At 47.7% G+C, this 11,004-nt stretch carries 12 protein-coding genes; 9 read left to right on the top strand and 3 right to left on the bottom strand.

Annotated elements, in window-relative coordinates; translation table 11 throughout:
- The 3 genes from ACTHS4_RS05875 to coaBC all read left to right on the top strand — a co-directional run.
- Positions 1 to 191 (top strand): hypothetical protein (locus ACTHS4_RS05875; RefSeq protein ID WP_440365588.1); only part of this gene is annotated, 191 nt, incomplete at its 5' end.
- Between the two features lie 136 nt (positions 192 to 327).
- The gene (locus ACTHS4_RS05870; RefSeq protein ID WP_070825722.1) at positions 328 to 1,557 is read left to right on the top strand and encodes a tetratricopeptide repeat protein; all 1,230 of its coding nucleotides are present in this window, start codon (positions 328 to 330) and stop codon (positions 1,555 to 1,557) included.
- A gap of 39 nt (positions 1,558 to 1,596) precedes the next feature.
- Positions 1,597 to 2,775 carry a bifunctional phosphopantothenoylcysteine decarboxylase/phosphopantothenate--cysteine ligase CoaBC gene (gene coaBC / locus ACTHS4_RS05865; RefSeq protein WP_371460286.1) on the top strand — a complete coding sequence of 393 codons (1,179 nt, stop codon included), beginning with the start codon at positions 1,597 to 1,599 and terminating at the stop codon, positions 2,773 to 2,775.
- A 61-nt stretch (positions 2,776 to 2,836) separates the two neighbouring features.
- Here the strand turns inward: coaBC and era are convergent, their stop codons facing one another.
- Positions 2,837 to 3,766: a GTPase Era gene (gene era / locus ACTHS4_RS05860; protein WP_003679342.1), complete on the bottom strand. Its 930-nt coding sequence runs from the start codon at positions 3,764 to 3,766 to the stop codon at positions 2,837 to 2,839.
- A 64-nt stretch (positions 3,767 to 3,830) separates the two neighbouring features.
- Entirely contained in the window at positions 3,831 to 4,550 is a 720-nt protein-coding gene (rnc, locus tag ACTHS4_RS05855) for a ribonuclease III (RefSeq protein WP_003748556.1), read from the bottom strand.
- Between the two features lie 254 nt (positions 4,551 to 4,804).
- Here rnc and ACTHS4_RS05850 point away from each other — a divergent pair, with 254 nt between their 5' ends.
- From ACTHS4_RS05850 to nusB, 3 genes are all read left to right on the top strand, one after another.
- On the top strand, positions 4,805 to 5,128 hold the full coding sequence (locus tag ACTHS4_RS05850) for a DUF2185 domain-containing protein (RefSeq protein WP_070825723.1): 324 nt from the start codon (positions 4,805 to 4,807) through the stop codon (positions 5,126 to 5,128).
- A gap of 94 nt (positions 5,129 to 5,222) precedes the next feature.
- The gene (ribH, locus tag ACTHS4_RS05845) at positions 5,223 to 5,702 is read left to right on the top strand and encodes a 6,7-dimethyl-8-ribityllumazine synthase (protein WP_036493252.1); all 480 of its coding nucleotides are present in this window, start codon (positions 5,223 to 5,225) and stop codon (positions 5,700 to 5,702) included.
- Between the two features lie 121 nt (positions 5,703 to 5,823).
- The gene (gene nusB, locus ACTHS4_RS05840; RefSeq protein ID WP_070825720.1) at positions 5,824 to 6,252 is read left to right on the top strand and encodes a transcription antitermination factor NusB; all 429 of its coding nucleotides are present in this window, start codon (positions 5,824 to 5,826) and stop codon (positions 6,250 to 6,252) included.
- A gap of 108 nt (positions 6,253 to 6,360) precedes the next feature.
- On the opposite strand, the gene ACTHS4_RS05835 is transcribed toward nusB, so the two are convergent.
- Positions 6,361 to 6,786, bottom strand: a complete 426-nt coding sequence (locus ACTHS4_RS05835) for a type IV pilin protein (RefSeq protein WP_070825719.1) — start codon at positions 6,784 to 6,786, stop codon at positions 6,361 to 6,363.
- A gap of 288 nt (positions 6,787 to 7,074) precedes the next feature.
- Between ACTHS4_RS05835 and ACTHS4_RS05830 the strand changes: the two genes are divergently transcribed.
- The 3 genes from ACTHS4_RS05830 (at position 7,075) to ACTHS4_RS05820 (ending at position 10,948) form a co-directional block, all read left to right on the top strand.
- On the top strand, positions 7,075 to 8,256 hold the full coding sequence (locus ACTHS4_RS05830; RefSeq protein ID WP_070825718.1) for an efflux RND transporter periplasmic adaptor subunit: 1,182 nt from the start codon (positions 7,075 to 7,077) through the stop codon (positions 8,254 to 8,256).
- Between the two features lie 81 nt (positions 8,257 to 8,337).
- Entirely contained in the window at positions 8,338 to 10,275 is a 1,938-nt protein-coding gene (locus ACTHS4_RS05825; RefSeq protein ID WP_070825717.1) for a MacB family efflux pump subunit, read from the top strand.
- A 193-nt stretch (positions 10,276 to 10,468) separates the two neighbouring features.
- Positions 10,469 to 10,948 (top strand): DUF1877 family protein, encoded by a 480-nt coding sequence (locus tag ACTHS4_RS05820; protein WP_371460287.1) that lies wholly within the window; start codon positions 10,469 to 10,471, stop codon positions 10,946 to 10,948.
- Positions 10,949 to 11,004: the final 56 nt, after the last annotated feature.

The raw sequence follows: 11,004 nt of genomic DNA, 5'->3' as shown, positions 1-11,004 counted from the left end.
CTGTGTTATACTGTCTGCTTCGTTTTCTTCACCGCGTCAGCAGCGAAGAACCGAACTATACGCCTCCCAACAAAACCAGTCAACACCCAATTTCAAAAAAATTAAAAATTTTTCACAACTATCTGTATTTAAATAATTTAAAATTTATTGGATTTTATCGTTCGATAGATAAAACAGATATCCTAAGATAAATAGTCCTGCGGCTTTGCTCTTAATTTGCCACATTCAGCATTCTTATCTCTATATTACTGGCGCTTTAGCCCTATCTACTCTTACAATCTCTACTTTCTCCAATAAAACAATCATAAATTTAGAATAGTCCCTATTATGAGTAACGAAAAGATTCAACAAAAATTTGAACAAGCATATCACTCTTTTATCGAAGAGGAAAATTACGAGGAAGCGCTAAAACGTGCCGAGATTCTTTGCCTTCTCAATCCCCAATCTGTCGAATTTCATCATAAAGTTGCTTATGCCTATCTGAAGCAATTGCAATGGGAAAAAGCCATTGAGGCTGAAATGAAAACGCTAGAGCTGAATAGCACCTATATTCCTGCTTTGGATTTACTTGCCCATGCTTACGGCGCTCTAGATAATTGGGAAAAAACCGGGTTTTACGGTCATCAAGCTTTGGTTCTAAAAGATAAAACCATCCCAGACCTAGAACATGAAATCATTCCGACACCAGCTCCAAAAAACGGCAAACGGATTATCTCCTTTTCTTTATTTGGCAATAATTCCAAATATATTGAGCCTGCCGTCTTAAATACCCAGCTTGCTCCTGTACTTTTCCCCGGTTGGACATGTCGTTTTTATGTCGACGATTCTGTATCGGCTGAAGCTATTCAACGATTTAGAAATAACGGAGCAGAAGTAATTAGGGTTGGCGCACCGTTGGACAACTGGCCGGGTACGATGTGGCGCTTTCTTGCCATTAATGATCCCGAGGTTGAATACGTTATTTTCCGTGATGCAGATTCTATTATTTGCTATCGTGATGCTGCAGCCGTATCCGAATGGATAAAAAGTGGTACCCTATTCCACACTATTCGCGACTCAGGCTCGCATACTGCCCTGATTCTTGCGGGTATGTGGGGGGCTAAAGCGGGTGCAGTCCCAGATATACAGGAAAGAATTCAAAACTTTGTCGACGAGGGCTACCCTTCCAGACATTTTGCCGACCAAGATTTTCTAGAAAAAGAATTGTGGGCCTATATCCGTCAGAATCTGTTTGCACATGACAGATTATTTAATTTCTGTAATGCACACGAAATTCCCGGCGAGTTCTACTCTAATTATCAAATCGCTTTCAGCGAAGGGGTTACCAGCTTTAACGCAACGACTGATTATGAAGACGGCAGTCTTGCAAGATGGACGCTGTACTCCAGTGCTTCGCCTTTGGTCAATCCGGACTACTCGCTCAATGTTGTTCCTGAATTTAAAGTCTGCAGTTATGTGACTGAAGTGAAATACGGAGCGGTTTCAGCGTTCTTGCCGAAGAGATATGGCAATGCGATTAAAGCAAAACTGGCCAGAATCAACATCGAACAAATCTAATTTGATTCCTATATATCTCATTTAATGAACCCATTATTTATGAGCAAACACATTCTTCTCGGTATTACCGGCGGTATTGCGGCGTATAAATCTTGCGAACTGGTCAGACTACTGAAAAAGCAAGGACATTCTGTATCAGTGGTAATGACAGATTCTGCGACGAAATTTATCTCCCCGCTGACTTTCCAAGCTTTAACCGGCAATCTCGTGTTATCGGATACCTATTCAGGCGCTTCCAATAATGGCATGGCGCACATCAATCTGACGCGTGAAGCTGACACATTTCTTATTGCGCCTGCAACTGCCAATACAATTGCCAAAATTGCCAACGGATTGGCTGATAATCTACTGACCAACTTGGTAGCAGCCAGGAAATGCCCTTTGGCTGTTGCGCCTGCAATGAATGTCGAAATGTGGAACAACCCTGCCAATCTGCGCAATATTGAGCAGCTGGTTTCAGACGGCATTACCGTGTTTTACCCAAACAGCGGCGAACAGGCTTGCGGCGAAACAGGTACAGGCAGAATGGTCGAAGCGGTCGATCTGGCAGATTTGCTAGAGGATTTATGGACACCCAAGCTACTGAGCGGCAAAAAAGTTCTGATCACAGCCGGCGCAACGTTCGAAGCCATCGATCCTGTCCGCGGCATTACCAATATTTCCAGCGGACAAATGGGCATGGCTTTAGCGCGTGCGTGCCGTGCTGCCGGAGCGAAAGTCACGCTGATTTACGGTCAAATTCAGACGGCCTTGCCAGCAGGCTTGACTCATTCCGAACAAGCTGTCAGCGCAGAAGCCATGTATCAGGCAGTTCACCGCCATATCCATGAACAGGATGTCTTTATTTCCGTTGCAGCCGTTGCAGACTATAAAGTCAAAAACAGCAGCAACGAGAAACTGAAGAAAAACGGCAATCAGCCCCCGGTTATCGAACTGACGGAAAATCCGGATATTCTCGCATCCGTTGCCGCCTTGCCTTCTCCACCATTCTGCGTCGGCTTTGCTGCAGAAAGCCATCAGGTTTTGGAATTTGCACGGGCAAAACGTTTGCGCAAAAACGTACCGATGCTGGTGGCCAACCAAGTTTCCGTTTCCATGGGTAAGCCAACCAATCAAATCACCATTATTGATGACCTTGCCGAAACCTCATTTCCAGAAACATCCAAACGCCAAGCAGCAGATGAAATCGTCAAACGCCTGGCTGAATTATTGGCTTAATCAAACAAAACAAAAGGCCGTCTGAAAATTTTTCAGACGGCCTTTGTTCAAACACATTAAATCACAATCCCAATTCACGCAGAAAACGAATATCGTCTGCCCAACCGGATTTTACTTTCACCCAAATCTTCAAAAAGACTTTGGTATCAAACAATTTTTCCATATCAAGGCGTGCTTCAGTAGAAATTTTCTTCAATTTCTCCCCACCCTTGCCAATCAAAATCGCCTTTTGGCTGTCTTTATCGACCAACACCGCGATATAAATGCGGAACAGTCCGCTTTCCTCTTCCTCAAACTGCTCCACTTCAACATTCATCGCATAGGGCAACTCTTCACCCAAATAGCGGAACAATTTTTCGCGCACAATTTCCATCGCCAGGAATCGGCTGGATTTATCCGTCACCATATCTTCCGGATACATCGGGATACTTTCCGGCAGATACGGCTTGAGCAATTCCAGCAGATTGGCAATACGCAGGCCATGTTTCGCGCTGACTGCCTCGCTGGCAGTAAATTCAAACTCTTGGCGCACTTCATTGATAAACGCCTCAAGCGCAAATTTGTCTTTGGCTTTATCTTTATCGATTTTATTGACCACCAATACCACAGGCGTATGCTTAGGCAACTGCTTCAACACCACGCGGTCGGCATCGGTAAAGCGCATGGCTTCCACCACAAAAACCACCACGTCCACGCCGCTCAACGCTTCGGTTACGTTTTGATTAAGACGGTCGTTCAAGGCATTGCGGTGATTGGTTTGAAAACCTGGCGTATCGACAAACACAAATTGCGCCGTGTCGTCGGTGTAAATACCTGTTACACGGTTGCGCGTGGTTTGTGCTTTTTTACTGGTAATACTGATTTTCTGACCAATTAAATGGTTCATCAGCGTGGATTTGCCGACATTCGGACGACCCACGATGGCCACAAAGCCGCAACGATAATCCGTCGGGTGTTGCGACTCGTTTTGTAAAAAGGTTTCGATATCCATTTATATATGACTTTCTTGATTGTTTCAGACGGCCTTTGCGTTTTCTCAAAGGCCGTCTGAAATATTATTTTTTAGATTTTTTCAAAGGAAACTTCTGTTCCAACCACTCTAAGGCTTCACATGCCGCTTTTTGCTCGGCCACTTTCCGACTGCTGCCGCGTGCATTGCAGATGAAACCGAGTTCGCCCAAATCGCAGGAAATCACAAACATCGCATCAGCCGTCTGCTCCGCCTGCTCTTCGATTCGGTATTTCGGCAGGGCAAAGCGACGTGCCTGCAAGGCTTCCTGCAAAGCGGTTTTACTGTCTTTCTTGCCGATATTCAAATCCGCACGTTTCACGCGTTCCGCAAACAAATGGCGAACCACTTTTTCCGCCGCAGAAAAATCCGCGTCAAAGCTGACCGCCGCAAACATCGCCTCCATCGCATCCGCCAAAATCGAAGGCCGTCTGAAACCGCCGCTCTTCAACTCTCCGGCACCCAAATACAAACCGTCGCCGACATTCATTTCCAACGCGATTTCAGCCAACACGCCTTCATTCACCAAAGCCGCGCGCATCCGCGACAACTCGCCTTCCGACAATTTCGGAAACGCGTCAAACAACATCCGCGCCACTGAATAGTTCAAAATCGAATCGCCGACAAATTCAAAACGCTCATTGTGTTTGGCATTATAGCTGCGGTGGGTCAAAGCCTGCTGGAGCAGCTCCATATTGCGGAACTCATAGCCCAGACGCTTTTGAATCGCTCGATGCGCCTGCTGTTTGAGCAAATCAGGTTTCATTCCATACTTTCAAAAAAACAGCCGGAAAGCACGCCTCATCCGCAGTGAAACAAAATAAAAAGGCTACACCGGCAACTTTTTTATTTTGGCTCATTGTTTCTTGCGTCCCTCAAGCCGATAAACAATCAAAAGCCGTCATGTTCAAACCTGACGGCACTTGCCGACATTGTACCATCAAACCGCCCCTGCACACATCCGTGCGGAAAAGCGGCGAATCGTGTAAAATCATGCCAAATCATCTCTTTGTCAACTCCATGAACAAATTTGCCCAAGCATTGGCCGCAGCGCTCGACCGCTGCATCGTTACCAACACCGTCGCCGAACAAGGCGAGCCCGTCGGCTTCCTCTACCGCGAAGCCCCCGTATTTGAAAACGACAGCGGCTGGCGTATTTTCAGCGGCGACGAAACCGACGAATACACCGACAATCCAGACAATTTCAGCATTGTCAGCCTCTCCGCCATTACCGCAGACAATCCCGACATCGTGCCCCTGCTGACTCAGACGGAAGGCAGCGCGTGGGAATTGAACGAAGACGGCGAGTTCCAAGCCGTTGCCGATTGGCAGCCGCAAGAATAACCCATTCCCATTTCGTTTCAGACGGCCTTCCCTAATAACAAGGCCGTCTGAAACCAAGCCGAATCCCTATTTCACAAATATTGAAGGAATCATCATGAACATTATCGAACCACGCCTCGATGGCACCAACCTGCGCATCGGCATCGTTCAAGCCCGCTTTACCAACGAAATCGGCAGCGAAATGGTCAAAGTTTGCTGCCGCACCTTAAAAGAATTGGGCGTATCCGAAGACAACATCACGCTTGCCACCGTTCCCGGCGCGCTTGAAGTGCCTATCGCGCTGATGAACCTCGCTTCATCCGAACAATTCGATGCCCTGATTGCCATCGGCGTTGTCATTCGTGGCGAAACCTACCACTTTGAATTGGTATCCAATGAGTCCGGCGCAGGTGTCAGCCGCGTTGCCCTTGACTACAACATCCCTATCGCCAACGCCATCCTGACGACTGAAAACGACGAACAAGCCGTTGCACGTATCGAAGAAAAAGCCTCCGATGCCGCCAAAGTTGCCGTAGAATGTGCCAACTTGGTCAACCATCTTTTGTCAGAACAATACGAAGACGACGAAGAATAAGCTTCTCCCCGTATTGAATACCGCATCTTTTCAGACGGCCTCTCAATCATGACATTGAGGCCGTCTGAATCATTCAATATTCAGCCGACAACCATCGGCACTCTCTTCACAAGGAATACCCATGAAAAGCCCACGCCGCCGCGCACGCGAGCTTGCCGTACAAGCCATTTATCAAGCAGGCATCAACAAAACCGCCGCTCCCGAAATCGCCAAAAACATCCACGAACTGTCCCAAACATCCAATATGGATGAAGAGCTGTTCAACAAACTGTTTTTCGGCGTACAAACCCATGCCGAAGAATACATGGAAAAAATCAGCCCCCTGCTCGACCGCGACGAAAAAGACCTCAGCCCTATCGAACGCGCCGTTTTGCTGGTTGCCTGCCATGAGCTGAGCACCATGCCTGAAACCCCATACCCCGTCATCATCAACGAAGCCATCGAAGTCACCAAAACTTTCGGCGGCACCGATGGCCATAAATTCGTCAACGGCATCCTCGACCAACTGGCTTCCCGCATCCGCCCTGACGAACCACGCCGCAAAGGCTAAGCTGGGCTTCACATCGGGTTGAGATTACCAATCTTTGCCCTGTTTAGGCTCATCTGCTTATACAGCCAAGCCATCAAAAAGGCCATCTAAAATTCAGACGGCCTTTGTTTATTTCTCATCTGGGAGCGTTTCATAACCGGGGCAGTTTTGTTTATCGCTGTTTGCCCAAATGATACCGCTGTCGTTGTAATAAACAGTACAAGTTTCATCGGCATTGGTTTCTTTATTGGGTACAGCCTTCAAAATATAACCTGAATCGGAAGGATTAGGCATAGAAGCCGTACCTTCGGAAAAACTAATATTGAAATATTGATTCTGCTGTAAGGTTTCAGGAGGAAATTTCTTAAATGTACTTTTTTGAGTGTAATAGCGTTCGAGCTGTTGGGCGTTATGCAGCATCTGTGTGCGGACGGATGCGAGACGCGTTTGGCGGATGTAGTTTTGATAAGACGGATATGCGATGGTAGCAAGAATGGCTGCAATCAAAACGACTATCAGCAGCTCGATAAGCGTAAAGCCTTGTTGGAGTTTCATTGTATTTATGTCGTAAATAATTAGAATAAGACGTGGATATTATAGTAGTTTTCTTGCGGCTTAAATGTTCAGATTCGGAGGGAGTTTGGGAATTTATGTAAATGAGGTGCAAGTTCTGAAAAATGTTTCCAGCCCTTTATTTTTTATTTCAATAAGTTAAACTTCAATTTAAGCTAACCATCTCTTGGTTGGCCTTGGTCTTTACAGTAAAATCCAGTTGTTTTTTTGTCTCCAACATACATTTATTGCTTGTCTGCAACGTTATTTTATTGAATTGGTTCCTTTTATATGTCTAAAGTTTTCAAGTGGGCGGCCGGTACGGCTGTTGTAGTAGCAGCGGCTTTCGGCGGCTGGTCTTTGATGAAGCCTGAGCCTCAGTCTTCTTTTATTACGGAAGTGGTCAAACGCGGCGATATCCGTCAAACCGTATCGGCAACCGGAGAAATCTCACCTTCCAATTTAGTATCCGTAGGAGCGGAAGCTTCAGGTCAGATTAAAAAACTGTATGTGAAACTGGGCCAACAAGTGAAAAAAGGCGATCTGATTGCGGAAATCGACTCAACCAATCAGATCAATACCTTAAATACCGAAAAATCCAAACTGGAAACCTATCAGGCAAAATTGGTTTCTGCCGAAATCGCGCTTTCCAGTGCAGAGAAAAAATATAAACGCGAACTTGCCTTATGGAAAGAACAGGCAACTTCCAAAGAAAATTTGGAATCTGCACAAGACTCTTTAGCTGCAGCCAAAGCGAATGTCGCCGAACTGAAAGCCTCCATCAAACAATCAAAAATCTCGATTAATACGGCTGAATCTGAACTGGGCCACACGCGGATTACCGCCACCATGGACGGTACCGTGGTCGCCATTCCTGTTGAAGAAGGCCAATCCGTCAATGCGGCGCAATCTACGCCGACCATTATCCAGCTGGCCAATCTGGAAACCATGTTAAACAAAATGCAGATTGCAGAGGGCGACATCACGAAAGTCAAAGCCGGTCAGGATATTTCGTTCACCATTTTGTCCGAACCGGACACGCCGATTAAAGCGAAATTAGACAGCGTCGACCCCGGCCTGACCACCATGTCTTTGGGCAGCTACACCAGCAGCACGGACACGACTTCCAATGCGATTTACTACTATGCCCGCGCCCTGGTGCCGAATCCCGAAGGCAAACTTTCTATCGGCATGACCACTCAAAATACGATCGAAATCAACGGCGTAAAAAATGTTTTACTGGTACCGACACTGACCGTGAAAAAGCATAACGGCAAATCCTATGTCAGCATTTTGGGCGTAGACAATAAAGCGGTAGAACGCGAAGTAACCGTCGGCTTGAAAGACAGCATGAATACCGAAATCAAAAGCGGCTTGAAAGAAGGCGAAAAAGTGATCGTTTCTGAAATGAGCGCAGATGAAAAGAATAAGAGCAGTGAACGCGCGATGATGGGCGGCGGCCCTCCTCGCTGATTGATTAAGGCCGTCTGAAAGGTTTGGCTATGTTTCAGACGGCCTTAGTTCCTGTATTTCTATTTTTCGCCCGGAAAGATTATGAGTTTAATCGAATGTAAGAATATCAACCGTTTTTTCGGTAGCGGTGAAAACCGTGTGCACGTATTGAAAGATGTCAGCCTTTCTATTGAGAAAGGCGACTTTGTGGCGATTATCGGCCAGTCCGGCTCGGGTAAATCGACGCTAATGAATATCTTAGGCTGTCTGGATACCGCCACTTCCGGCTCTTATCAAATCGACGGCATCGAAACATCGCAAATGCAGCCGGATGAGCTGGCGGCTTTGCGCCGTGAGCGTTTCGGCTTTATTTTCCAGCGTTACAACCTGTTAAGCTCGCTGACCGCCCGGGACAACGTCGCCCTGCCTGCCGTGTATATGGGCATGGACAGCAAAGAGCGCGCGGAACGTGCGGAAAAATTATTGGGCGATTTGGGTTTGCAAAATAAAGAAGGCAACAAACCCAGCGAGCTTTCGGGCGGTCAGCAACAACGCGTTTCGATTGCCCGCGCGTTGATGAACGGCGGCGAAATCATCTTTGCCGACGAACCGACCGGTGCATTGGATACCGCCAGCGGTAAAAACGTGATGGAAATCATCCACAAGCTGCACGAAGACGGGCATACCGTGATTATGGTTACCCACGATCCGGGCATTGCGGCAAACGCAAACCGCGTCATCGAAATTCGCGACGGTCAGATTATTTCCGACACGTCTAAAAATCCCGATATCCCGCCAAGCAAAGTGGAGAGGATTAAAGAAAAAGCTTCCTGGTCGTTTTATTACGATCAATTTATGGAAGCATTCAAAATGTCGGTACAGGCGATTATGGCGCACAAAATGCGTTCGCTGCTGACCATGCTGGGGATTATCATCGGTATCGCTTCGGTGGTATCGGTAGTGGCCTTGGGTAATGGTTCTCAACAAAAAATCTTGGAAGATATCAACTCGATGGGCACAAACACCATCAGTATCTTCCCTGGCCGTGGTTTTGGCGACCGCCGCAGCGGACGGATTAAGACACTGACGATTAATGACGCAAAAGCCATCAGCCAACAAAGTTACGTCGCCTCCGCCACCCCTCAAACCAACTCCAGCGGCACCTTAACCTACCGCAACACCGACCTGACCGCCTCGCTTTACGGCGTAGGCGAACAATATTTCGACGTGCGCGGTTTGAAATTGGAAGAAGGCCGTCTGTTTGATGATGACGATGTAAAAACCGATGCCCAAGTCGTCGTCATCGACCAAAACACCAAAACCAAACTCTTCGGCGAAGGTGTCAATCCTTTAGGTAAAACCATCCTTTTCAAAAAACGCCCGCTAACCGTCATCGGCATTATGAAAAAGGATGACAACTCGTTCGGCAATTCCGACTCGCTGATGCTTTGGTCGCCGTATACAACGGTCATGCACCAAATTACCGGCGAAAGCTATACCAACTCCATCGTTGTCAAAATCAAAGACGATGCCAACACGCAAGTTGCCGAAAAAAGCCTGACCGAGCTGCTGAAAGCACGCCACGGCACAGAAGATTTCTTTATGAACAACAGCGACAGCATCAAAGAAATGGTTGAAAGCACGACCGGCACCATGACGCTGCTGATTTCTTCCATTGCGGTCATCTCTTTGGTGGTCGGCGGTATCGGCGTGATGAACATCATGCTGGTCTCCGTTACCGAGCGCACCAAAGAAATCGGCGTCCGCATGGCAATCGGCGCACGCCGCAACAATATTTTGCAACAATTCCTGATTGAAGCCGTCTTAATCTGTATCATCGGCGGCCTTTCGGGCGTATTGTTGTCCGCAGGCATCAGCCTGGTGTTCAACTATTTTGTTACCGATTTCCCGATGAGCATTTCCATGGCTTCCGTCATCGGCGCAGTTGTCTGCTCCACCGCCATCGGCGTCGCGTTCGGCTTTATGCCTGCCAACAAGGCTTCCAAGCTCAATCCGATTGATGCCTTGTCTAAGGATTAAAGTTTCAGACGACCTCCAAACCCAAAAGGTCGTCTGAAAAAGCAAAAGTCGGGTCTGGCTGCCCGACGAGATACAGAACACACAGTTCACACAATACATTGCGAAAACAGCCCGAGTGTCGTCCGAACCCGCAACATATTTCAGACGACCCCTCCCGAAACAGGCATCTCAAGCCTTCAATACAAGGAAACCTATGGACGTTTACGCAACAACATACACAGCCCATCCGCAAAGCGGCATCGAACAAATTAAAGCCTCCGCCGGCACGCCTGCCGCCGTAGCCGAATGCAGCGCAGGCAAACTTTGGGACGCGCTGCATTTCGTTCTGACCAGCAAAGGCTCGGACGATGCCGACGCGGCAAACCCGTTGAGTAAAGCCATGATTGGCAACATTTTGAGGCAGGACGAAGAAGCAGGCGAACACATCGGCTGGATTGGCGATACCGAAACCGCCGAAGTGGCTAAAGCCCTGAAGCAAACCGACTTCGCCACGCTGCTTGACGGCAAAACCGCCGCAGATTTCCAAAACAGCCAAATCTACCCCGATATTTGGAGCGACGAAAAAGCCTTCGCCGAAACCCGCGCAGAATTGGCGCAGCGGTTTCAAGAACTTGCCACGTTCTACCAAGCCGCCGCCGAACAGCATTGCGGCGTCGTGGTCAGGATTTCATGATTTCAGACGACCTTTTTGAATGGGAAGAGGTCGTCTGAAAAAAGTAGGGTATGATA

Source organism: Neisseria sp. P0014.S009 (genome assembly GCF_051958155.1).
Classification (GTDB): domain Bacteria; phylum Pseudomonadota; class Gammaproteobacteria; order Burkholderiales; family Neisseriaceae; genus Neisseria; species Neisseria flavescens_C.
The sequence above is the reverse complement of the archived record's forward strand: the minus strand, read 5'-3'. Positions and strand labels throughout refer to the sequence as shown.

Excerpts from the sequence above, each read along its gene's own strand:
- ACTHS4_RS05870 (WP_070825722.1), top strand. The coding sequence starts at position 328 with ATGAGTAACGAAAAGATTCAACAAAAATTTGAACAAGCATATCACTCT.
- coaBC (WP_371460286.1), top strand. The coding sequence starts at position 1,597 with ATGAGCAAACACATTCTTCTCGGTATTACCGGCGGTATTGCGGCGTAT.
- era (WP_003679342.1), bottom strand. The coding sequence starts at position 3,766 with ATGGATATCGAAACCTTTTTACAAAACGAGTCGCAACACCCGACGGAT.
- rnc (WP_003748556.1), bottom strand. The coding sequence starts at position 4,550 with ATGAAACCTGATTTGCTCAAACAGCAGGCGCATCGAGCGATTCAAAAG.
- ACTHS4_RS05850 (WP_070825723.1), top strand. The coding sequence starts at position 4,805 with ATGAACAAATTTGCCCAAGCATTGGCCGCAGCGCTCGACCGCTGCATC.
- ribH (WP_036493252.1), top strand. The coding sequence starts at position 5,223 with ATGAACATTATCGAACCACGCCTCGATGGCACCAACCTGCGCATCGGC.
- nusB (WP_070825720.1), top strand. The coding sequence starts at position 5,824 with ATGAAAAGCCCACGCCGCCGCGCACGCGAGCTTGCCGTACAAGCCATT.
- ACTHS4_RS05835 (WP_070825719.1), bottom strand. The coding sequence starts at position 6,786 with ATGAAACTCCAACAAGGCTTTACGCTTATCGAGCTGCTGATAGTCGTT.
- ACTHS4_RS05830 (WP_070825718.1), top strand. The coding sequence starts at position 7,075 with ATGTCTAAAGTTTTCAAGTGGGCGGCCGGTACGGCTGTTGTAGTAGCA.
- ACTHS4_RS05825 (WP_070825717.1), top strand. The coding sequence starts at position 8,338 with ATGAGTTTAATCGAATGTAAGAATATCAACCGTTTTTTCGGTAGCGGT.
- ACTHS4_RS05820 (WP_371460287.1), top strand. The coding sequence starts at position 10,469 with ATGGACGTTTACGCAACAACATACACAGCCCATCCGCAAAGCGGCATC.